This is a genomic window from Phytobacter sp., from assembly GCF_059074235.1.
Genome location: NZ_JCACPZ010000005.1, coordinates 94,576 through 116,720, shown reverse-complemented (window position 1 = coordinate 116,720; position 22,145 = coordinate 94,576). Strand labels below are relative to the sequence as shown.

17 protein-coding genes and 4 pseudogenes are annotated in these 22,145 nt (G+C 49.7%); 9 read left to right on the top strand and 12 right to left on the bottom strand.

Going from position 1 to position 22,145, the window contains the following annotated elements; translation table 11 throughout:
• Positions 1–119: 119 nt before the first annotated feature.
• From AC5JPW_RS14460 to nifH, 5 genes and pseudogenes are all read right to left on the bottom strand, one after another.
• Positions 120–774, bottom strand: a pseudogene (locus AC5JPW_RS14460) (NifB/NifX family molybdenum-iron cluster-binding protein).
• Positions 775–784: 10 nt separating this feature from the next.
• Positions 785–1,023, bottom strand: a pseudogene (gene nifT, locus AC5JPW_RS14455) (putative nitrogen fixation protein NifT).
• Between the two features lie 47 nt (positions 1,024–1,070).
• A pseudogene (gene nifK / locus AC5JPW_RS14450) lies at positions 1,071–2,636 on the bottom strand (nitrogenase molybdenum-iron protein subunit beta).
• A 56-nt stretch (positions 2,637–2,692) separates the two neighbouring features.
• Positions 2,693–4,143 (bottom strand): annotated as a pseudogene (nifD, locus tag AC5JPW_RS14445) (nitrogenase molybdenum-iron protein alpha chain).
• 26 nt (positions 4,144–4,169) lie between these two features.
• Positions 4,170–5,051 carry a nitrogenase iron protein gene (nifH, locus tag AC5JPW_RS14440; protein WP_494241386.1) on the bottom strand — a complete coding sequence of 294 codons (882 nt, stop codon included), beginning with the start codon at positions 5,049–5,051 and terminating at the stop codon, positions 4,170–4,172.
• 416 nt (positions 5,052–5,467) lie between these two features.
• Here nifH and nifJ point away from each other — a divergent pair, with 416 nt between their 5' ends.
• Positions 5,468–8,980 carry a pyruvate:ferredoxin (flavodoxin) oxidoreductase gene (gene nifJ, locus AC5JPW_RS14435; RefSeq protein WP_494241384.1) on the top strand — a complete coding sequence of 1,171 codons (3,513 nt, stop codon included), beginning with the start codon at positions 5,468–5,470 and terminating at the stop codon, positions 8,978–8,980.
• A gap of 68 nt (positions 8,981–9,048) precedes the next feature.
• Here nifJ and AC5JPW_RS14430 read toward each other — a convergent pair whose 3' ends face one another.
• Positions 9,049–9,294 (bottom strand): DUF2543 family protein, encoded by a 246-nt coding sequence (locus AC5JPW_RS14430; RefSeq protein ID WP_494241383.1) that lies wholly within the window; start codon positions 9,292–9,294, stop codon positions 9,049–9,051.
• A 210-nt stretch (positions 9,295–9,504) separates the two neighbouring features.
• Entirely contained in the window at positions 9,505–10,344 is an 840-nt protein-coding gene (locus AC5JPW_RS14425) for a sugar phosphate isomerase/epimerase family protein (RefSeq protein ID WP_494241381.1), read from the bottom strand.
• Positions 10,345–10,864: 520 nt separating this feature from the next.
• Here AC5JPW_RS14425 and AC5JPW_RS14420 point away from each other — a divergent pair.
• Positions 10,865–12,301, top strand: coding sequence for a hypothetical protein (locus tag AC5JPW_RS14420; RefSeq protein WP_494241380.1), 1,437 nt, complete (start codon positions 10,865–10,867; stop codon positions 12,299–12,301).
• Positions 12,302–12,472: 171 nt separating this feature from the next.
• Positions 12,473–12,862 (top strand): VOC family protein, encoded by a 390-nt coding sequence (locus AC5JPW_RS14415; protein ID WP_494241379.1) that lies wholly within the window; start codon positions 12,473–12,475, stop codon positions 12,860–12,862.
• Positions 12,863–13,357: 495 nt separating this feature from the next.
• Here AC5JPW_RS14415 and AC5JPW_RS14410 read toward each other — a convergent pair whose 3' ends face one another.
• A complete protein-coding gene (locus AC5JPW_RS14410; RefSeq protein ID WP_494241377.1) occupies positions 13,358–14,104 on the bottom strand; it encodes a hypothetical protein in 747 nt (248 codons plus the stop codon).
• A 257-nt stretch (positions 14,105–14,361) separates the two neighbouring features.
• Here AC5JPW_RS14410 and AC5JPW_RS14405 point away from each other — a divergent pair, with 257 nt between their 5' ends.
• Positions 14,362–16,017 carry a methyl-accepting chemotaxis protein gene (locus AC5JPW_RS14405; protein ID WP_494241375.1) on the top strand — a complete coding sequence of 552 codons (1,656 nt, stop codon included), beginning with the start codon at positions 14,362–14,364 and terminating at the stop codon, positions 16,015–16,017.
• A 59-nt stretch (positions 16,018–16,076) separates the two neighbouring features.
• Here AC5JPW_RS14405 and AC5JPW_RS14400 read toward each other — a convergent pair whose 3' ends face one another.
• The gene (locus AC5JPW_RS14400) at positions 16,077–16,640 is read right to left on the bottom strand and encodes a flavodoxin family protein (protein ID WP_494241373.1); all 564 of its coding nucleotides are present in this window, start codon (positions 16,638–16,640) and stop codon (positions 16,077–16,079) included.
• A 158-nt stretch (positions 16,641–16,798) separates the two neighbouring features.
• Positions 16,799–17,095 (bottom strand): DUF1330 domain-containing protein, encoded by a 297-nt coding sequence (locus tag AC5JPW_RS14395; protein WP_494241371.1) that lies wholly within the window; start codon positions 17,093–17,095, stop codon positions 16,799–16,801.
• 109 nt (positions 17,096–17,204) lie between these two features.
• Between AC5JPW_RS14395 and AC5JPW_RS14390 the strand changes: the two genes are divergently transcribed.
• Positions 17,205–18,128: a LysR family transcriptional regulator gene (locus AC5JPW_RS14390; RefSeq protein ID WP_494241369.1), complete on the top strand. Its 924-nt coding sequence runs from the start codon at positions 17,205–17,207 to the stop codon at positions 18,126–18,128.
• A gap of 37 nt (positions 18,129–18,165) precedes the next feature.
• Here the strand turns inward: AC5JPW_RS14390 and AC5JPW_RS14385 are convergent, their stop codons facing one another.
• Entirely contained in the window at positions 18,166–19,197 is a 1,032-nt protein-coding gene (locus AC5JPW_RS14385) for a methionine synthase (RefSeq protein ID WP_494241367.1), read from the bottom strand.
• 29 nt (positions 19,198–19,226) lie between these two features.
• A complete protein-coding gene (locus AC5JPW_RS14380; RefSeq protein WP_494241365.1) occupies positions 19,227–20,210 on the bottom strand; it encodes a DUF1852 domain-containing protein in 984 nt (327 codons plus the stop codon).
• Between the two features lie 310 nt (positions 20,211–20,520).
• Here AC5JPW_RS14380 and AC5JPW_RS14375 point away from each other — a divergent pair, with 310 nt between their 5' ends.
• The 4 genes from AC5JPW_RS14375 (at position 20,521) to AC5JPW_RS14360 (ending at position 22,056) form a co-directional block, all read left to right on the top strand.
• A complete protein-coding gene (locus AC5JPW_RS14375) occupies positions 20,521–21,429 on the top strand; it encodes a tetratricopeptide repeat protein (RefSeq protein WP_494241364.1) in 909 nt (302 codons plus the stop codon).
• Positions 21,426–21,557, top strand: coding sequence for a hypothetical protein (locus AC5JPW_RS14370; protein ID WP_494241362.1), 132 nt, complete (start codon positions 21,426–21,428; stop codon positions 21,555–21,557). Before AC5JPW_RS14375 ends, AC5JPW_RS14370 begins: the two co-directional genes overlap by 4 nt.
• Before the next feature lie 144 nt (positions 21,558–21,701).
• Complete coding sequence (locus AC5JPW_RS14365; RefSeq protein ID WP_494241427.1) at positions 21,702–21,911, top strand: hypothetical protein; 210 nt, start codon at positions 21,702–21,704, stop codon at positions 21,909–21,911.
• Positions 21,877–22,056 carry a sulfotransferase gene (locus tag AC5JPW_RS14360; RefSeq protein WP_494241360.1) on the top strand — a complete coding sequence of 60 codons (180 nt, stop codon included), beginning with the start codon at positions 21,877–21,879 and terminating at the stop codon, positions 22,054–22,056. The genes AC5JPW_RS14365 and AC5JPW_RS14360 overlap by 35 nt, the downstream gene beginning before the upstream one ends.
• Positions 22,057–22,145 lie beyond the last annotated feature (89 nt).

Here is a 22,145-nt window from a genome sequence, read left to right as displayed (position 1 = left end):
GATTTTTAAGGAGAAAATGACTGTCGGTCTTTGTGACAAAGCAGACAATTGGCGTAATCATGTACGATGATAAAAGGATCCCCTGCATGCACAGGTCAGATACAGGGGATCAAGGCAGGTCAGAAAACCCGTTCTTCCAGCGGGTTGGCTTTTTCAAGACGCTTCGCCAGCCAGGGCGGCAGACGACCGAGTGCAGTAATGTCTTGATGGCATCACACTGGGCAGGAATGCTCATACCCGGTGAAACCTTCATCGGATGGATATTGTGGCGGATCAGACGGGCCGCTGCAGGGCCGCCGATGGCTTCGCAAAACAACAGATGACAGTCGCCCAGCAGTTGCGCGCGCACTTCATTGGCTTCTTGATCCTGCGGGGCGGAAGGATAGCGGCGCAGACGCGTGCAGCCAGCCGCCCTTGTCATCAAAGGCATAGATAAAAAACAGCCGCCCCTGACCAAAATGGCCGTTGATCAGCAGCCCGTCCTGCGAACAGAAGGCCGCCAGTAGCTGTGGGCGACGGGCCGTGCGTTGTATCTGCAAATGCCCGGGCAGCGTGCCGCGCAGGCACTCTTTAACCCGTATCCAGCGGGCGGGCGACATCATGGCGGTTTCCGACGGAAAGGTGGATTCCAGCTTGCGCACGTTCGAGTGTATCAAGGTACTGCCGGCGTTAAGGCATCATCGCTGTTCTCCGCGTCAGCCAGGCCAGAATCTGCGCGGGTTGCAGCTCCGGCAGACACTGGAACAGCGCCAGCATGCGCCAGAATAAGGTCATCGTTATCCGTTCATCGCATTCCTCCTGTCACAAGCAGGGTGCTGCGCGTGGCGCGCAGGCTGATGGGAAAGGACGGGACGACCAGGCTGCGGATTGACAAAGTACTGGCGTCCTCCCTCCAGAGAAATAGCACCACCCCAGTTTTCCGGGGTGTCATGTTCGACCGCAATCACTTTGGCCTCGAGATCCTGCTTTGGCGATGTAACACCACAGATCCGAACCGCGTTCACGAAATATCACTATCGGCATAACGTTTTCCCCTTTACGGCCCCGCACGAGGCGGGGCACATGTATGGTTAGCGGACAAGGTCGAAGCTGTAATCCGTTTTGCCCAGTTTGATGGTGTCCCGATCCGCTTTTTCCAGCACCGCGTTGACCAGGGTGGTCACGATATTCATCGCCCCTTCATAGCCCCAGGTGGTCTGGCGATGCAGGTGGTGGCGGTCAAACAGCGGGAAGCCCAGACGGATCAGCGGTACTTCAAACTGTTCGCCTTTCGCCAGCGTGTCGCGCTGAATGAACTTGCCGTAAGAGTTGCCGATCATAAAGTCCGGTTTGCGGGTGAACATCAGCGAACGGAAATGCCACAGATCGCAGTTGATGAAGACTTCGCTCTCCTGTCCGTACGGCGAGGCTTCCAGCATTTTCTTCATCGCTTTTTGCCAGCGTTTATTGCCGTTATGACACAGGATGACTGTCGGTTCGCAGCCCAGCTCCAGCAGAAAACGACGTAAGTCCCATCACAAAATCCGGGTCGCCGTAGAGACCGAAGGATTTGCCGTGCAGCCAGGTGTGAGAATCGAGGATCATGTCCACCAGACGTCCGCGCTCGAGGGTCAGCGCGTCGGCCACCGGTTTGCCGGTCAACTGACTTACCGCCATCAGCAGTTCGTCGGTGCCGGTTAACCCCATCGGGATCTGCACCTCGGTCGCCGGGTTGGTTCCATGACTCCTTGCACCACTTTTTTGGTTTTCACCAGGTGCCAGGGCTGCAGCAGCAGGGTGTCGATAGCATCCGGGGCATCGCGCATCTCCTGCTGGGTGGTGCCGCCTGCATACATGCGGTAGTGACCGTCTGCGGGGGTATCCAGCACGTCCGACGGGTCAGACAGCAGGCTGCATGGCACGTCCATCTGTGCCATCATGCGTTTGAGCACACGGAAGTTGCCGAGATAGGTTTCGAATCCGGTCACCATATTCAGTTTCGCCAGCTTACCCGGCTGGGCCTCGTGGTCAGCGGTAAAGGTGCGGGCAAAACCTTCGAACATGTTGTCCCAGCCGGTAACATGGCTGCCGATAAAGCTCGGCGTGTGGGCGTACGGCACCGGAATGGCTGCATCGATAAAGCCGTCTTTTTTGGCGTTGGCGATAAACGCCTGCAGGTCATCGCCGATAACTTCCGCCATACAGGTGGTTGATACGGCCACAATCTCCGGTTTGTACAGGGCGCTGGCGTTCTCTAACCCGGTGTTGAGGTTATTGTTGCCGCCAAACACCGCTGCATCTTCCGTCATGGAGTCCGACACGCAGGCGATCGGCTCCTTGAAATGACGGTTAAAATAGGTCCGGAAATAGGCCACACAGCCTTGTGAACCGTGCACGTAGGGCAGCGTATTGGCAAACCCCAGCGAACAGAGCACCGATCCCAGCGGCTGGCAGGCTTTCGCCGGATCGATGGTCAGTGCTTCGCGCTTAAAGTTCAGCGCTTCATATTCCGGGGTGGTGGTCCATTCAAAGACCTCCTGCACACGCTGCGGGTCGTGCGCCTCCTCCAGACCGCGTTTGTTGCTAAACAGCGTCTGGTACTCTTCCTGTTCAAACAGCGGATGACAGGTGACAATTTTCTCAGCAGTTTGGCTCATGATGATCTCCTCCCGCGCCACAAATCGGTGAACTAACGGGATGTCAGGATAATAGTTCAGGCAGTTTTCAGCCAGGGCGCGGTCAACTCGCTCCATGCCGGGTTGTTGATCGTCATGTCCATGTCGCGGGCAAAGATGGCGAAGCCGTCATAGCCGTGGTACGGACCCGAATAATCCCAGGAGTGCATCTGGCGGAACGGAAAACCCATTTTCTGGAAAATGTATTTTTCCTTGATGCCCGAGCCGATGAGGTCGGGCTTTAATGCCTTAACAAAGGCTTCCAGTTCATAACTGCTGGCGTCATCGAACAGCAGTGTGCCTTCTTTGAGGTCCGGCAGGGTGCGGTCGTAATCGTCGTTATGGGCGAATTCATACCCGGCGGCGATGATCTCCATCCCCAGATCCTCGTAGGCGCCAATCACATGGCGAGGGCGCAAGCCGCCCATGTAGAGCAGGACTTTGCGGCCTTCGAGGCGAGGGCGGTATTTGGCGATAATGGCGTCGTTTTGTGCCTGATATTTGGCAATCACCGCTTCCGCATTGGCGCGAATGGTGTCGTCAAATTGCTCGGCGATTTTGCGAAGCGATTCGGCGATTTTGGTCGGGCCAAAGAAGTTGTACTCCATCCACGGAATGCCGTGTTTTTCCTCCATATGGCGGGAGATATAGTTCATGGAGCGATAGCAGTGCACCAGGTTCAGCTTCGCGAACGGGGTGTTCTCCATTTCGACGAGCGTGCCATCCCCTGACCATTGTGCGACCACGCGTAATCCCATCTCTTCGAGCAGGATGCGCGATGCCCAGGCATCACCGCCGATGTTGTAATCACCAATAATGGCCACATCGTAAGGAGTGGATTCAAAAGGTTGACCTTCACGGTTATCCAGTACCCAATCACGGATCAACGTCGTTGGCTATGTGGTGGCCAAGCGACTGCGAGACACCACGAAAGCCTTCACAGCGCACCGGGATAACCGGTTTATCCAGCGCTTTCTTGCTGGCGTTGGCAACCGCTTCGATATCGTCGCCAATCAGCCCCACCGGGCACTCAGACTGAATAGAAATGCCTTTGGTGAGGGGGAACAGCGTTCTCCATCTCTTCAATCAGTTTGGTGAGTTTTTTGTCACCGCCAAAGACGATGTCTCGCTCCTGAAAGTCAGAGGTGAAGTTCAACGTGCCGAAGGCATTCACGCCACTGACACCTGTGTAATAGTTGCGGCGTCCGGCGCGGGAGTATTGCCCACAGCCCACCGGGCCGTGAGAAATGTGGGCCATATCTTTAATTGGCCCGAATACCACACCTTTTGACCCTGCATAGGCACAGCCGCGTACGGTCATGACCCCTGGCTGTGATTTACGGTTGGAGATGATGCATTTCCCGACGCTCTCCATCTCCGGGTCGGTCACCATCATGTGCTTTCTGCGTTCTTTGCGCGTCTTCTCCGGGAAAATTTCCAGCACTTCCTGGATAAGTTCCAGATTACGCTCGCCTGTTGCATTGCTCATCGTTATCTTCCTTATGCCAGATCCACTCAGACCGCGTTTTCTTCGGCGGCGGTTTTACCGATGATGCTGGTGTCTTCCACATCCATGATGCCGAACTCCATCAGGAGCTCTTCGAGTTCGTCCATGGTGCAGGGCACCGGTACTACCATTTTGGTGTTGTTGACGATTTTGTTCGCCAGAGTGCGGTACTCATCCGCCTGGTTGCAGGTGGGGTCGTACTCGATGACCGTCATGCGGCGAATTTCGGCGCGCTGTACGATGTTGTCTCGTGGAACGAAATGGATCATCTGGGTTCCCAGTTTCTCCGCCAGTGCGATGATCAGTTCATCTTCACGGTCCGTCTGACGGGAGTTGCAAATCAGGCCACCAAGACGCACTTTTCCGGATTTCGCATACTTCACGATGCCTTTGGAGATGTTGTTGGCAGCGTACATCGCCATCATTTCACCGGAGCAGACGATGTAGATTTCCTGGGCCTTGTTTTCGCGGATAGGCATGGCAAAGCCGCCACACACCACGTCACCGAGCACGTCATAGAAGACAAAGTCGAGGTCGCTGACGTACGCGCCTTCTTCTTCAAGGAAGTTGATGGCGGTGATTACGCCACGACCCGCACATCCAACGCCTGGCTCCGGGCCGCCGGACTCTGCACAACGCACGCCGCCGTAACCGATTTGCAATACGTCTTCCAGTTCAAGGTCTTCGACGGAACCGACTTCGGCGGCCATCTCCATAATGGTGTTCTGAGCTTTAGCGTGCAGGATCAGGCGGGTGGAATCAGCTTTGGGATCGCAACCGACGATCATCACTTTCTTACCCATTTCTGCGAGCGCAGCAACAAGGTTCTGTGTGGTGGTGGATTTACCGATCCCACCTTTGCCATAAATGGCGCATTGACGCATGGTCATGGTGTGTTCTCCTGTTTGTGTGTTTGCCCATTGATAAGTGCAGGGAACGTACCAGCCATGCCAGAATTAATAACATATTGTTTTAAAAGGAATTGTGTATTTCTGGTGCTGTAGGCGCTAAAACAAAGCCTGAACAATATGCAGACCAATTGTTGGAAAAAGGACAATTGCGCCGTGTTGCAGCCCACGCTTATCGCTGCCTGACACTTTGTTGGCTGTTCAACAGGATGTCGTGTTGGCTGTCTTATTCCACCCAATGTCGTATTTTGGACATCTCCGCACCAACAGTTAATTGTCTGTTATTACAGGAGTAATTTTCATTTGACCGACATGGCACAGGCTGTGCAACGCAGGGGTATCACAGTTTGCTGCCATTTTCGGTAGCGACAAGACCTCTTACAGTCGGGGAACGCGAAATGTCCGGAAAGATGAAAACGATGGATGGCAACGCTGCGGCGGCCTGGATCTCTTATGCCTTTACTGACGTGGCGGCTATTTATCCTATTACGCCGTCCACACCGATGGCGGAGAATGTGGATGAATGGGCTGCTCAGGGTAAGAAAAACCTGTTTGGACAGCCGGTGCGTCTGATGGAGATGCAATCGGAAGCGGGGGCCGCAGGTGCCGTACATGGCGCATTACAGGCTGGGGCACTGACGACCACCTACACCGCGTCTCAGGGATTGTTATTGATGATCCCCAATCTCTACAAAATTGCCGGGGAGCTACTGCCGGGTGTGTTTCACGTGAGTGCGAGAGCGCTTGCCACCAATTCGCTCAATATTTTTGGCGATCATCAGGATGTGATGGCGGTGCGTCAGACCGGGTGCGCGATGCTGGCGGAAAACAACGTTCAACAGGTGATGGATCTGTCTGCCGTTGCCCACCTGGCGGCAATCAAAGGCAGAGTGCCATTTATCAACTTTTTCGACGGCTTTCGCACATCCCATGAAATTCAGAAGATTGAGGTGCTGGAACAAGAAGCGTTAGCTCCGCTGGTAGATCAGGAGGCGTTGAATCGCTTTCGCCGTAATGCCCTGAATCCGGATCATCCGGTGATTCGCGGTACGGCACAAAACCCGGATATCTACTTTCAGGAGCGCGAAGCCTCAAACCGCTTTTACCAGGCTCTGCCAGATATCGTCGAAAGCTATATGGCGGATATTTACCGCATTACCGGGCGCGAATATCACCTGTTCGATTATTACGGAGCGGCAGATGCGGAGCAGGTCATTATCGCCATGGGGTCCGTATGCGACACTATTCAGGAAGTGGTGGATGCGATGATCGACAGCGGCGAGAAAGTGGGGCTGTTGTCAGTCCATCTGTTCCGCCCCTTCTCGCTGGCTCACTTTTTCGCTCGTATCCCAAAAAGCGTGAAACGTATCGCTGTACTGGACAGAACCAAAGAGCCTGGTGCGCAGGCGGAACCGTTGTGTCTTGATGTTAAAAATGCCTTTTATCTCCGGGACGATGCGCCGCTGATTGTAGGTGGGCGTTACGCGCTCGGCGGCAAGGACGTGCTGCCGGGGCATATTGTGTCGGTATTTGAGAACCTGAAAAAACCGCTGCCGATGGATGGCTTTACGGTAGGCATTTTCGACGATGTCACCCACACCTCGCTGCCCGTGCCGGTTTATGACATTCACGTTTCCCGCGAGGGCATTACCGCTTGTAAATTTTGGGGGTTGGGTTCTGACGGGACGGTCAGCGCCAATAAGAACGCCATCAAGATTATCGGTGACACCACACCGATGTTTGCCCAGGCCTACTTCGCCTACGATTCGAAAAAATCTGGTGGAATAACCATGTCGCATTTGCGGTTTGGCAAACGCCCGATAACGTCACCGTATCTTATTCACAACGCAGATTTTATTGCCTGCTCCCAGCAGTCATACGTAGATAAATATGACCTCCTTGACGGCATCAATCCTGGGGGGATTTTCCTGCTCAACTGCACCTGGTTTGGCGAAGAGGTGGAGCATAATTTACCGAATAAGATGAAGCGTATTATTGCTCGCCAGGGGGTACGATTTTTCACCCTTAATGCAGTAGACATTGCCCGCAAGCTTGGGCTCGGTGGTCGTTTTAACATGTTAATGCAGGCGGCATTTTTCAAACTCACTGACATTATTGATGCGAAAACGGCATCCGCGCACCTCAAAAAAGCGGTGGTGAAATCCTACGGGAGTAAAGGACAAAACGTGGTGGACATGAACAATGCTGCCATTGATTTGGGGATGGATGCACTCCAGGAGATCATCGTACCTGACCACTGGGCTTATGTAGAGGAAGACGAAGCCGATGACGGTAAACTGATGCCGGACTTTATCCGTAATATCCTTGAGCCGATGAACCGTCAGGTTGGCGACACGCTGCCAGTGAGTGCCTTTATTGGCATGGAAGATGGCACATTTCCCCCTGGCACCTCGGCATGGGAGAAACGCGGCATCGCGATGCAGGTACCCGTCTGGCAACCAGAAGGTTGCACGCAGTGTAATCAGTGTGCGTTTATTTGCCCGCATGCAGCGATCCGCCCGGCACTGCTCAGCAGCGAAGAGCGTGATGTAGCGCCGATCGAACTGCTTAGCAAAGCGGCTCAGGGGGCAAAAAGCTGGGAATATCATCTGGCGGTGTCACCCCTGGACTGTTCCGGTTGTGGCAACTGCGTCGATATTTGCCCATCGAAAGGTAAAGCGTTGAGCATGCAACCGCTCGACAGCCAACGGCATATGATCCCGGTGTGGGATCATGCGCTGGCACTGTTGCCAAAGACCAATCCGTTTAACAAAAGCACGGTGAAGGGCAGCCAGTTTGAGACGCCTTTGCTGGAGTTCTCCGGCGCCTGCGCTGGCTGCGGCGAAACGCCATATGCCCGTTTAGTGACACAGCTATTTGGCGATCGCATGATGGTTGCCAATGCCACGGGATGTTCTTCCATTTGGGGGGCCAGTGCTCCATCTATTCCCTGGACCACCAACCATAAGGGGCAGGGCCCGGCGTGGGCGAATTCACTGTTTGAAGATAACGCGGAATTTGGTCTTGGCATGATGCTGGGGGGGCGTGCGGTACGTGAGCAGCTAGCCAGTGACGCAATGGATGCTCTCGCAAGACCGCTCAGTGAAGGATTACAAGGTGCGTTACGTGACTGGCTCGAACATAAAGATTTGGGGGAAGGGACACGGTTGCGGGCTGATGCGCTGAGTCAACTACTGGTGCAGGAGAAGGGCGATGATCCGCTGCTTAACCGACTCTATGAGAACCAGGATTATTTCGCCAAGCGTTCGCAGTGGATTTTTGGCGGCGATGGTTGGGCATATGACATCGGTTTTGGCGGGCTGGACCATGTGCTTGCCTCCGGCGAAGACGTTAATGTGCTGGTGTTCGATACCGAGGTCTACTCCAATACCGGGGGGCAGTCGTCAAAATCGACCCCTGTAGCGGCTATTGCGAAATTTGCCGCCGAGGGGAAACGCACGCGGAAAAAAGATTTGGGCATGATGGCAGTGAGTTACGGCAATGTGTATGTTGCGCAGGTGGCAATGGGGGCAGACAAGGCCCAGACTCTGCGGGCGATTGCCGAGGCCGAAGCCTGGCCAGGACCTTCGCTGGTGATTGCTTACGCGGCCTGCATTAATCACGGGTTAAAAGCGGGGATGGGGCGTAGCATCCATGAAGCGAAACGGGCGGTGGAAGCGGGGTACTGGCATCTGTGGCGTTACAATCCGCAATTACTGTCGAAAGGGAAAAATCCGTTTATCCTTGATTCAGAAGAACCGGAAGAGGATTTTCGCGATTTCCTGATGGGCGAGGTTCGTTACGCCTCGCTGGGTCGCACCTCACCAGAACTGGCGGACCAACTGTTTGCCCGTACTGAAGAAGATGCCAAAGCGCGTTATGAACATTACAAACGCCTGGCCGGGGAGTAATAATTAACTGGCCCGGTAATCCGGGCCAGTTAACATTCTCATGGCGGCTAATCAATGGGGATAAGGAATCACTCATTGCCCCATTGATTCAAAAAGTTGGCGATTTCATCAATGCGTTTCGGGTTGATACCGGCTTCCACCGCCATTTCCCCCTGGGCTTCCTCACTGATTTCTTCGTTATTCATTAAGCGAGTCAGTAATAGCTGGAAGTAGCGTGCCAGAGCGTCGCGCTCAACATCGTTCACCGACTCTTCAGTCTCCGTCGCGTACTCATCCGCAATGTCATAATATTTCAGTGGTATTTCGTCGTTCATCAATTACTCCCAGGTTTTAACGCCTGCATCAAGTACTGCTTTCAGCTCAAGCCTGGATAATAGCATTGTTCTGAGGTGGAGGAGACGAGGTTGTGCCGGAATGCGTCATTGCACGCTCAGCGCGCTGGCCATGGGCACATTGTTTCGGCGAGGCAGATGGTTTGGCTTGCCCCGCTTGAGTAGCAAGCCAATATCCTTACGTGCTAAATGTTAACGGTTTTCCTGAAACTGCTTTTCGAGGTTTTTACGTGAAGTAGTGATGATACTCCAGGGATCTTTGGGTAAATCGTGTTCAACAATGTACCATTTGACACCACTTTTCTGTGCCGCAGTGAGGATTGAATGCCAGTCGAGAAGGCCTTCTCCCAGCGGAGCAAAATTCATCTCATCATCGCGGACACCTATGCCTGCATTATCCTTCGCGTGAATGGCGTAAATGCGCCCTGCATTCTGCTGGATAATTTTCGCAGGATCCTGACCACCACGAGACACCCAGGCAGCATCAAGCTCCAGCACCAGGTTTTCGCGATGCGTGTTTTTCATGATGATGTCCAGGGCAGTATCAGAGCCGTATTTCTTCATTTCAAAATTATGGTTGTGATAGGCAAGTGTCATCCCATCATTACGCAGCTTTGCCCCCATTTGATCGAGCCGTTTCGCATAATCGACCCAACCTTTTTGTGAATCAGGGCGGTCAGCAGGAGCAATCCATGGCACGACAACATGTGTGTTGCCTACGGCTTTGTTGAAACTGACAGTATTTGCATAATCCGTTTCGAGCGCAGCAAGTTGTACATGCTCAGCAACAACGTTGAGGGCATTCTTTTTAAGCAGACTCTTCATACTGTTCACGTCGAGGTCATGCGTGCCAACGAGTTCGACGTTACGGAATCCTGCTTTCTCTGCCATAGCAAACTGCTTATCTGCATCACCGACATTTCGCAACGTGTACATCTGTAGTGCAATGTTTTTATTCGTGTTTTCGGCATGAGTCGACGTACTCAGGCCCGCAAGAAGCAGGAGCCCAACAAGCATAGCGTGTTTAATCATTATCGTTCCTCTATGAAAAGTAATCGATTACAAAATATAGAAAGCAGGTTATCAACCACAAGACGTGATGGTCAGGAATGTGACAAGGATCAATCTGACATGGGTGACCGGGGGGAGTTATGTGTTCCGTATAATGGGAGTAAGAGATTGCCATTACACAAAGCAGGGCTCTAAGTACCGCAGCACGAAAGTTATCCATGGTGAACTTATCGAATGCTGTTTTAATTACCGCGCAAGAGAATGATGTTTTAAGCAAAATTTATAAAATTATCCATTGCCATTTGTTTTGTCGTTTCCCTCAGGTAGGGGACCATCGTTGATCTTTATCGGATAATGGCAATGACCTTGTTCATTGGTTAAATATCATGCTTAACATGCAACAATTTACGCTTTTCCAAATCTACAAAGATTTATCTATCAATATTTCCATATCCAATCGCCTTCTGTATACTTCACAGTCCAGTAAGGCAGGCGCGTTTGTTACAGTTGAATTATTTTTATTGGCAACCAGGTGGAAAAAATGAATAACACTGTTCTTTTCCTGCAAAAAATTCACTTCCTTGCACAGAAACTCAGTTGGGTAGAAAACGATGCTGTCATTGATGAATTAAAAGATTTAGTTATTGAGAATTTCAGTCTTTTAAATGATGATGAGAATACTACATTATTTATCAACGAGCTTGTTTACTGCGCGGAAAAGAATGTCACTTCCAGTGATGTTGAAAATCTAATAATACAGCTGGACGCTTTTTTTATACACTATTTGTCACAGCGTTCTTGTCATGTCATTTTTGTAGGAAAGAATTGGGAATCATATCAACGCAACGCTCTTTTTCTTCCATTCAATATTGAAAAGATCACTTCATGTGAAATTGATATGGAAACAGATCCCACAAGTATACAGCCTGATATGAGTGGCGATACAACCATCCCTATCGTTGTCACAGACCCTATTGGCTTTAATTTCATCCATAAACACAAAATAGAATTCCCAGAGGCACTAACCATTCTGCAGTTCCCAGAAAAAAACACAAGTCGGTTTAATCTGGATATTGGATTCGTCCCACTGCTTAATTCTCGTTATGAAAAGATCATCAATAAATCAGATGTAAAGACAGTGATATTAGGTTCATCTTATGCCTATCAGGGGTTCCCCGATAGATTATTAGATAAATCAGTAAATCTCTCCATATTCTCTGGTGATTTTACTTTATCTTATAGCCTGATTAAAAAAATCACAGAAACAACAGACATTAAAAAATTCATCATCTGTATCGGTCTTTATGATCCTTTCTTTGAGTTGTCAATGGGGGCTGCGCCAACATTCCCTATTGCGCGATATTTCTGTAAAAGTCAAAATATTGATTACAATTTCAGAAATAAAGTGGCTAATGCCAGTAAAAAAACAAATAAGCAGTATATTCTTGGCCCACTGGATCTACTCGTTCAGCATATCTACGAAAAAAACACGCGTCCTGAATTTTGCAATGATGAGGAATTATCAAGGCTAAACAGTTTGTTAATGGAAGAGGTGGTTGTCAAAAATTCTATAGATGCCATTAACGAGAGAAATCATCGCACTGACTTTACATATTCATCCGCTGATATCTTGGCGCGAGTGTCTGAGTTGTCGATAAATTACCAAAGAAAGCATAGTTTCGAGAATAATAAAGAGGTCATTGCTACCTTGATATCTTTAATTAAAGAAACGAATTCAATGCTAAATTTTATAGTGATGCCATTCACTGATTTTTACATTGAAAATTTTAATAAAAATATAAAAAAAGAAACCCTGGATTATATAGATAGTATTGCTGATGGAAAAAGTGTTTTGATGACTGACTTATCCACTCATGAAGCATTTACTGCTGAAGATTACTATGATGCCGACCATTTAAATTTCAATGGGGCAAAAAAATTATGCAACATTGTTAAGCAGTTAGGAAATGATATCTAACGAACTCTAAGGGGGCGACTGCCCCCTCTGGTGATACAGTCATCATGTATGCAACGGCGACTCATTAGCAGACAATATCAAGAGTGTTAACTCGTCAAGAGTTTTTGGCGTAGCGATAGATAAACTGACTCGTGGGAAAAACGGCGGTATTTTACTGACAGGAGGATACGAATGATTGATCACACCGGATTCAGCGTCACTAATCTTGCAGACAGTAAACAGTTTTACACGCGAGTTCTGGAAAGCCTTGGTCATGTTGTACGGCTTGAAATTACAGATGTAGCAGTAGGTTTTGGTCCTGACAAACCGAATGAGGGGGCTGATCCTGGCGGTGCATTCTGGATAACCCTGGGGACGCCTTCCACGCCGCGGATGCATTTAGCGTTCAGTGCTAAAAGCAAAGAAGAGGTTGAGGCTTTCCACCGTGCCGCGCTTCTGGCGGGTGGGAAAGATAATGGCGCGCCCGGCTACAGACCCAAATATCATCCCGGATATTACGCCGCGTTTATCTTTGATCCAGACGGCTACAATATTGAGGCGGTGTATCACGAAGCACAATAATGGTCAGCACCATCGCTGATGTGACTGTCACTCAAAAGGGCATTTCCCACTGATCTTTTACCCAGGCAGCGGAGTAATGCTCAACACTGACGTCCCATTCGGCACTGGGTAATATTAAATCTTAACTGAGAAAGGGCGCTAAGCCAGTAATTAACCGATGTTATGAGCACGTTTTCGTCATGGACAGCGAGTTTGGTAGCGCCTTCGAGTATGTATTCAGATGAAGGATGCTGGTAAAACGAAAGCATTTCTTCATTTTTATATGGGAAATCTCTATTAAATTTCTTAATGATTGACTGAATGCGAATATATTCCGCTGAAGAGAGAGGGAAATTCCGTTTAGCGGAGTAGTAGAGAGAAGCACTCATACCAGACCTTTGTTGTATGTAATATTGAATTGAACAAACCCGTCGTCAGAGATGAGTTTAAAACTCACGGTATTGTGCTGCGGTGCCATTTTCACCAACAGTGTTACTGTTGCGCAAGAAAAACGCCTTACTTCAGGATATTCAGACTCTCTTGCAATGACAGAATATCTTCCGGATTGCCTTTGCCTTCTGCGGTATTGGTAAAATAGTTGTAATCAAGATCAATCAGTTTCTGCAGTTTTGCTTCATAGTTCTCGGGATATTGAGTCTGCTCGATAGCCGGAAGTGTTTTAAAATGCTCCAGCACATCACCGAAGAAATCGGTCAATTTGCCGTTGCTGTTGTACTCCGCCATGGCTTTGGCAACGGTTTCTCTTCGCCATGCATATTCCTGATCATATGACTCTTCCCATGCCGCTCTTCTTTCATTTGTGGTGTAGAGACCGCTGTCGTCATAAGTAATGAGGGCGAGCTGATCGCGAGAAAGTCCGGCAAAAGGATTTTTTCCGTTTCCATTGACAAAATTTGTGGCATCCGAAGCTCTGGCTGAACGCTCGGGCTCGGATGAATTGGGAACTTCAGCGTTATAGAGCGAACGGTTAGCATCATAAACCGTTCCGGTGATCTGCTTGAGTAGGGTGGCGGCTTTTGCACCGAGTTCTTTTTTGCTAAGACCCGCATACTCAGCGTCCGCACGATTAGCGCTGTCGCTTAATTGCTGGGCCAGAGATGAAAATACAACGTTTGTTTTCGACTGGCTTACCTTGCTGCTGGTGGCATCGGCGGTGATTGACGAGCCAGAAGCGATTACCGTGCGTCGGCTATCTGTGACATGATTCTGCGAATTCCAGGTATTTCCAATCTGAGTAATCATGTCTGCATTCCTTTTGGCAGTATTTTAAACCGTTGTGTGAACAGGCTCTCAATTCATTTATATCGGACACTGAACGATAATCTTTATGCATGCTGGTACGACACCTACTGGATCAGGGAGGTGAGACCGGGAGAAATAAAACCTTAAAGATAACGTGGAAACCCGCCGATATCACTTAAGAGAGCTTTTTGATAGTTAAGTAATCCTTACTTCATTTTCATTGCAACTTAATGCTCATCACTGACATCGAGGGACTTATGATTCTTAAAAACATGCAAGTTGGAACACGTATGGGAGTCGGCTTCTCCCTGCTTTTATTCATGCTTGTTGTCATGGGTGGCAGCTCTTATTGGCTGACAATGAACACCGAGAGAAAAGTCGATGAAATCATTACCTGGCATCTGGTGAAGGAACGGTTAGTGAATGACTGGCTGAGGCTCGTCAGTAGTAATAATGGACTGGCGGTGGCTGCAATGAGCACAAGAGATTTAAAATTTCAGGATGAAGTTTTCAAAACAATGAAAAAGAATTCTGAGAAAATTAGTTCCTTACAAAAAGAGCTCACACCGTTACTGCGTCTGGCTACCGGTAAGCGGTTGCTTGAAAAAGTCATTGCATCAAGAGAGAAATATGTTTCACTGCGTGAAAATGGATTTAAGGTTGCCAGCGAAGGGAATCCTGAACTCACCAATTCTTTCATTGCAACGCAGTTTTATCCGGTCACAGAGGAATATATTAGCGCCCTCCAGGAACTTAAGTCGTTTCAGATGACTTTGATTGATAATTCATATATCGCCGTTCACGAGGAATCCTCTGCATCGAAGGCTATCATCCTTACCTTCATTTTATTGAGTATTTTATTGGGTATTGCGATCTCGTGGTATATCACTCGCAGTATTACACGTCCTTTAGCAGAGGCGGTTTCGGTTGCCAGTCGGGTTTCTGCCGGTGAGTTAACTGTTGATGTACAGGTTCATTCAAAAGATCAGCTAGGCAACCTGTTGTTCTCATTAAAAGAGATGATCGGTGGATTGAATACCACGGTAAATCGGGTAAGAAAAGGAGCAGAAAACATCTCCTATGCTGCCAATGAGATAAATGCGGGTAACCATGATCTGGCATCAAGGACTGAGGAGCAGGCCGCCAGCGTAGAAGAAACGGCCGCGACCCTGGAGCAACTGACCGCCACCATCAAAAGCACTGCTGAAAATTCCCGGAGCGTTAATCTTCTTTTCAATGAAGCGGGTGAAGTAATCAATAAGAACAGTAAATGTATGCATGATGTTGCATCAAGTATGCAGGATATTTATGCAGCGTCCGGGCAAATGAATGCGATTGTCTCCGCCATCGAGGGGATCGCATTCCAGACAAATATACTGGCTCTAAATGCGGCCGTTGAGGCCGCACGCGCAGGAGAACAAGGCCGTGGATTTGCCGTTGTGGCGGGAGAAGTGCGGACATTGGCACAGCGGAGTTCATCATCAGCAAAAGAGATCAGGGAGATAATCAGCGCATCTCTCAGTAAAATAGACTCATGCCGTGCATTAGTTGACGAAGCCGACGCAGGCATGAAAGATATTGTGTCGAATGTTGCCAGTGTCCAAAAACTCGTTGATGACATCACCAAAGCCAGCCTTGAGCAGAGTGATGGTATCCAGCAAATCAATTTAGCGATGGGACAAATCGATACCACAACACAACAAAACGCCGCGTTAGTGGAGGAATCATCCGCCGCCAGTACCTCTCTGCAGGAACAGGCGATTATGCTTGTTGATAGTGTGAAAGTTTTTGCTTGTCGTGATGAAGGGCAGATACCTTCTGTAAAAGAAAGAGACCTTATTCGACCGACAGACTCGTCTAAGAAACTCAATTCGGGTAACGCACTTGTGAGTGACAACTGGACTAATTTCTGACGTATACAGAGATGCAAAACTTGCCATTAAGGCTCCCGCCGTTACGGGAGCCTTAATGGTTACGCCTGTTTTTTACCTGCCAGTAGCTGACCAGTGATCTCGGCAACGCGTTGCCCCAGATGGGAGGCAGTGTTTAGATCGCTCTGAATTGGCGTTATCTCCGGTGATGCATCGTCAGACTGGGCCATCGCGCCGAGCCAACCGCCGATACGGTTTTTTTCGGCGGGGTTGGTGCTGGCAAACAGATCAAGTCCCACCCAAATCATGCCATGCTGGGCGGCAAAAAGTGCCATACCCATCAGCGTGTTGAGTTTATCACCGTGCATCGCGCCGGAATTTGTAAACCCGGCAGCGACTTTATTGCGCCATTTCATCGGCATCCACGCAGGGCGCGTAGCATCTTCCATGAATTTCTTCAGCCGTGCGGAGAGGGAGCCGTTATAGGTCGGTGAGCCAAAAATAATCGCATCGCAGGCTTCCAGCATTTCCCATGGCGATTCGTTTTCAGCAACAGGCACCATAATGGCTTTAGCACCTGACACACGCTCCACACCTTCTGCAACAGCCTGGGCTTGTTTTTGGGTGTGTCCGTAAACACTGTCATAGACAATTGCAATCTGCATGTTTTATTTCCTTTGTTTTATATCCAAAATGATCTGTTGTAAGTGAAATAAACGTGTAGAAGCAGAACAAATGAATAAGTCATTTCTCCGTTCTTCTAAAACGTAATATTTATTAAAACTCTAGAGTTAACACCCGGTGCCTGTATTTCCGTTGTGGGTCAACCCGAGGTGAGGGCGAGAAAACCACCGGTGGTTGCTGTAATACGAAGCTGTTTTAAAGGGGCATATTCCTGGGAGTGGTAAAAGGCACTGGCACTTTCTCTGTCAGGAAATTGAATAATGACGAGCACGGGCTCTGCACTCCCTTCTTCCGGCGCAAGAGTATGTGTAGAAAGAATTATTTTGCCGCCATGTTTTTGCACCAGCGGTGCGGCTTGTTTTCCATATTCAGCCATGAGTGCGGGATCAGTAACGGTAAAATTCCCGACAAGATATGCAGGTTGCTCATTAAGCATCTTATTCCTCTCCGGTATGACGTTGTAGTGAGTAACATCATAATGTAGAGTTAACGGTTCATTGCGGATGTTTAATCCCCTGGTTGTATCCTGTAGGGCTACAATAATCATGAGCATCAGAGACAATATTGAAGGCATTCCAGTATTCGTTGCGGCTGTTGAAGCGGGGAGTTTTTCCCGGGCGGCAGAGCAACTTGCGCTAAGTCGTTCGGCAGTTGGGAAGACGGTCGCCAGGCTTGAGGAGCGTTTAGGTGTGCGGCTCTTTCAAAGAACGACGCGCAGCCAGAGTCTTACTGAAGAAGGGGAAATCTATTATGAGCGCTGTCTCAAAGCATTGAACGAACTTCGTGCAGCTGAGGCACTTCTCGATAATGCACGACATGAAGTGAATGGCCGACTCAGGGTGACGATGCCTCTGCTCTTTGGCCGGTATTGTGTTGCGCCTGTTTTACTGGATCTGGCAGCAAAACATGAAAACCTGGAGCTTGATTTTCACTTTAGCGATCATAACGTTGACATTATTGAACAAGGTTTTGATCTGGCGATTCGTAACCATCGGCCGGGTTCCAGTCTTGCGCTTGATTCCGTTAAGCTGGTGACTCAGCAAAAAATTATATGCGCCTCGCCCGCGTATTTAAAACAGCATGGTTGCCCTGCAAGTCCCGCAGAATTACGTGACCACACCTCTTTAGTATTTTCATGGAAGGGGCATTTATATCCCTGGTCGTTTTTAAATGCCGATGGCTCACACATGGCGGTGCCGTTAACCTATCGGATGCAGTTCAATAGCTATGATGTTATCGCCGATGTGGTGGCGATGGGGCATGGTATTGCTTGCCTTCCGGACTGGTTAATTCGAAAACAGCTGAAAGAGGGGACGCTGGTGCAGATTTTACAAGACTATCCTTTGGTGGGGTTTGAGACCTATGCGGTGTGGCCTTCAGCAAACTTTCAGCCGTTGAAATTACGAACTACCCTTGCAGCGCTGCGCGAGAAACTGGTCTGGGTCAGTGATTTGAATATTGAACAATAAAAGACACTCCCCCGTGGGCACGAGGGAGTGGTCGATATTATTTACCTGCGAGTTCTTTACGGATGATCTCTGCACCCGCACTTAACGCATTCAGTTTGCCGTTCGCGACCCGGCGGGACAGGGGAGCCATGCCGCAGTTGGTTGACGGATAGAGTTTGTCGGCATCGACAAACTGCAATGCCTTGCGCAGCGTGTCAGCAACTTCTTCCGGCGTCTCAACGGTGTTAGTGGCCACATCGATAGCGCCAACCATTACTTTTTTACCGCGCACCAGTTCGAGCAGATCCATGGGCACGCGCGAGTTGTGGCATTCGAGCGAGATGATATCGATATTGGATGTTTGCAGTTTCGGAAACGCTTCTTCGTACTGACGCCACTCAGAACCCAGGGTCTTTTTCCAGTCAGTGTTGGCTTTGATGCCATACCCGTAGCAGATGTGGACCGCAGTCTCGCATTTGAGCCCTTCGATGGCTCTTTCTAATGCTGCGATCCCCCAGTCATTCACCTCATCAAAGAAGACGTTGAACGCGGGTTCGTCGAACTGAATGATGTCCACGCCTGCGGCTTCTAACTCTCGCGCTTCCTGGTTAAGAATTTTTGCGAATTCCCAGGCCAGTTTTTCACGACTTTTGTAGTGCGCGTCATAGAGCGTATCGATCATCGTCATCGGCCCCGGCAGCGCCCATTTGATCGGCTGCCTGGTGAGCTTACGCAGGAATTTGGCATCTTCTACAAAAACGGGTTTCTGGCGTGCTACGGCCCCGACAACGGTCGGCACACTGGCGTCATAGCGATTACGAATTTTAACGGTTTCACGTTTCTCAAAATCCACACCGCTAAGGTGTTCGATAAAGGTCGTGACAAAGTGTTGGCGCGTTTGCTCGCCGTCGCTGACGATATCAATACCTGCACGGAGCTGATCAAACAGGGCCAGACTCAGCGCATCTTTTTTCCCTTCGATGAGCTCGTCATTCTGTAATTTCCACGGTGACCAAAGCTTTTCGGGCTCAGCGAGCCAGGACGGTTTCGGCAGGCTGCCAGCAGTCGATGTGGGGAGCAATGTTTTCATAGCAGGTGACCTTATATTTTTTTAGTGAATCAAAGCGCGTACTGAGCAGACCATTGCTCAAGAATATGTTTGTACGGCTTGATGAAATGCTGTTCGGTGAATTTCCCTTGCTCGATGGCTAACTGGCTACGCTCTTCCCGGTCATAAACAATTTTAGTTAATGAGTGATCCTGGTGACTCAGGTTAGGCTGGTAGTATTGGCCCGCTGCCGAGTTGGCATTGTAGATCTCAGGGCGATAGATCTTCTGGAACGTCTCCATCGTGCTGATCGTACTGATGAGTTCAAGATTGGTGTAATCACTCAGCAGGGAGCCAACGTAGAAGAACGCCAATGGCGCAACGCTGTTTTTAGGCATGAAATAGCGCACCTGTAATCCCATTTTTTTGAAGTAGTCTTCAGTCAGGGACGTGCCATTTTGCTGATATTCGATACCTAATACCGGATGCTGATTGCCTGTCTGGTGGTAGGTGTTTTTGTTGGATACACTCAGGCAGATTACCGGTGGCTTTTTAAAATTCGCTTTGAACGTATCTGAATGGATGAAGTGTTTGAAGATGTTGCCATGCAGACCGCCGAAATCATCCGGAATTGTGAATTCAGTCCGATCTTTGTTGTGCGCGGGCAGTAACACGCTGAAGTCATAATCACGCACGTAGGATGAGAAGTTATTCCCGACGATGCCTTCAATGCGTTCGTTTGTTTGTTTGTCGAGAATATTGGTTTTCAATATTTCAATAGCGGGGAAGGTGGTGGTATGACCTTCATCACCGATAGTCATTTCGGCAGAAATGATGTCGAGTTGAACGGAGTAGCGGTCACTTTTTGGGTTATCCCACTGCGCTAATGTATTAAAACGATTGTCAATCATCGCCAGCGTGTTGCGCAGATTCTCCTGACGGTTCTGTCCCCTGGCTAAATTAGCAAAATTGGTCGTAATGCGCGTATTTTCCGAAGGGTTATAGTTTTCATCAAACGTGCTGCTTTTAATAGTAAAGGTGAAATTTTTAGTCATCGCTATTCATATCCTAAGTTCTGACAGGAAAACTGAATGTGCTTCAGGAGCGTCCCGCCATGACAGGATTTTACGTTCCGCAGTCTTCGTGTTATCAATAAGTTAATAATGCGTATTTTATGCCAGAGCCCGTGGATGAGAGAAAGCGACTTAATTTCAATGCATCATGAGCTATCTTCATGATCGGGGTAAAACCGGAGAAACGTTCATAAAGGTTCTAAGCGACCTTTAACGTTCAGGTCGGTATTGAGTCAGCCCGCTGGTCAAATGTTACCAGTGGCAATTGTGCCTTTCATAGTTGAGGAATATTTTGAGTAATAACACCCCTCTTTATCCGCAACAGTTGACGGTCGCTCAGGCCCTCGAACTGGCGAATGCACACTGGAATGCGGGTCAGGCAGCACAGGCAGAGCAACTTTGTCTGCGTGTGCTGCAGGTTGCGCCTTCGCAGCCCGATGCTCTCAATCTTTTAGGATTGATGATGCATGCATACGGCAAGATGGATCTGGCTCTCGACTATATACGCAGAGCCTGCCAGTCGCCGGGGGCACCAGCGATAGTATTCAGCAATCTGGCTGAGCTTTGCCGCCAGAAGGGTTTACTGCTGGACGCCGAACAAGCCGCCCGTCGGGCACTGGAAAAAGAACCAGAACTTGTCGTGGCATGGAATAACCTTGGGATCATTTTACAGGAGGCCGGAAAATTCAATGCCAGCCTCGAGTGCCTGCAATACGTTGCATCACGACAACCGGATAATGCCGAGGTCCATAACAATCTGGCCAATACATGGAAGCGACTGGGCGACATGCAACGTGCGCAGGAAAGTTATCAGCGTGCTCTGGCATTGCGTCCAGATTACGCGGAGGTTTACAGCAATCTCGCCCCATTGTTAAGTGGCCTGGGCCGTATTGATGAGGCCGCGGCTTCTGCCAGGCAGGCGATAGATATCAACCCGCAACTGGCTGATGCGTACTTAAACCTGGCGGATATCGAGCTGTCTCGTATGCGCTACGCTGAAGCGCTGCACTGGGTTAATGCGCTACTTGCGTTTTCGCCACAACACCCAGGGGCGCTCATTGCACTCGCCCAAATCATGATGATTAACGAGCGTTATGAAGAGGCCGCTGACTGCGCTCGCAGGGCACTGTCCATCGCACCGGGCAGCGCAAATGCGCATAAGATCCTCGGTAAAGCGCTTACAGGCGCTTGGGCAGTATGAAGAAGCTGAAAAGACTTATCATTAAGGCGGCCGCCTTGCCCGGCACGATCGCGGAAGAAGCCCTGATTGCACGTGCTGTTTTACTGATGGAAATGGGCGATAAAGAGGCAGCGACGGCGGCGCTTTGAAGAGCGCATTGCAACGTTTCCCCGCTTCCCCGCAGATAATCGCAGCACGTTGTGACAATAAATTCTATCGCGCTGGTGACCCTGACATTGAGATCATGGAAAACGCATTGGTCCGTGAACCGGCTCTCCCGGTTGAATGAAAGAATGACGCTGCATTTTTCACTTGGCAAAGCATGGTCTGGATACGTCAGCGATTCCGATCGCGCATTTTTCCATTTGAATAAAGGCAATGCGTTTAAACGCGCCTCTTTTCATTACGATGCCGCACAAACCAGCGCGTGGGTGAACAAAATTGCCGCGGATTTTCACGCCGGAATTGATGGCACAGTTCAGCAACGCGGGTACGGCTGCTGAACGGTCTGTCTTTGTTGTCGGAATGCCCCGTTCCGGCACAACTCTGATTGAGCAGATTCTGGCCTCACATCCTGACGGTTTACGGTGCGGGCGAGCTGCGAGCGCTGGACAGAGCGGTGTCACGCGCAGGTCGCTTCCCCGATGATGTACCCCACTGGGGCAATGCTGACTTTGCTCGTATTGGTACAGACTACCTGGAGCAGGTGAGTCACCTGGCACCGGATGCATTGCGTG

Bases quoted from the DNA above. Each gene is read 5' to 3' on its own strand.
- AC5JPW_RS14400 (WP_494241373.1), bottom strand. From the start codon at position 16,640: ATGCAGATTGCAATTGTCTATGACAGTGTTTACGGACACACCCAAAAA.
- nifH (WP_494241386.1), bottom strand. From the start codon at position 5,051: ATGACCATGCGTCAATGCGCCATTTATGGCAAAGGTGGGATCGGTAAA.
- AC5JPW_RS14395 (WP_494241371.1), bottom strand. From the start codon at position 17,095: ATGCTTAATGAGCAACCTGCATATCTTGTCGGGAATTTTACCGTTACT.
- AC5JPW_RS14425 (WP_494241381.1), bottom strand. From the start codon at position 10,344: ATGATTAAACACGCTATGCTTGTTGGGCTCCTGCTTCTTGCGGGCCTG.
- AC5JPW_RS14370 (WP_494241362.1), top strand. From the start codon at position 21,426: ATGAAGAAGCTGAAAAGACTTATCATTAAGGCGGCCGCCTTGCCCGGC.
- nifJ (WP_494241384.1), top strand. From the start codon at position 5,468: ATGTCCGGAAAGATGAAAACGATGGATGGCAACGCTGCGGCGGCCTGG.
- AC5JPW_RS14415 (WP_494241379.1), top strand. From the start codon at position 12,473: ATGATTGATCACACCGGATTCAGCGTCACTAATCTTGCAGACAGTAAA.
- AC5JPW_RS14385 (WP_494241367.1), bottom strand. From the start codon at position 19,197: ATGAAAACATTGCTCCCCACATCGACTGCTGGCAGCCTGCCGAAACCG.
- AC5JPW_RS14430 (WP_494241383.1), bottom strand. From the start codon at position 9,294: ATGAACGACGAAATACCACTGAAATATTATGACATTGCGGATGAGTAC.
- AC5JPW_RS14360 (WP_494241360.1), top strand. From the start codon at position 21,877: ATGGCACAGTTCAGCAACGCGGGTACGGCTGCTGAACGGTCTGTCTTT.
- AC5JPW_RS14390 (WP_494241369.1), top strand. From the start codon at position 17,205: ATGAGCATCAGAGACAATATTGAAGGCATTCCAGTATTCGTTGCGGCT.
- AC5JPW_RS14365 (WP_494241427.1), top strand. From the start codon at position 21,702: ATGACGCTGCATTTTTCACTTGGCAAAGCATGGTCTGGATACGTCAGC.
- AC5JPW_RS14410 (WP_494241377.1), bottom strand. From the start codon at position 14,104: ATGATTACTCAGATTGGAAATACCTGGAATTCGCAGAATCATGTCACA.
- AC5JPW_RS14405 (WP_494241375.1), top strand. From the start codon at position 14,362: ATGATTCTTAAAAACATGCAAGTTGGAACACGTATGGGAGTCGGCTTC.
- AC5JPW_RS14380 (WP_494241365.1), bottom strand. From the start codon at position 20,210: ATGACTAAAAATTTCACCTTTACTATTAAAAGCAGCACGTTTGATGAA.
- AC5JPW_RS14420 (WP_494241380.1), top strand. From the start codon at position 10,865: ATGAATAACACTGTTCTTTTCCTGCAAAAAATTCACTTCCTTGCACAG.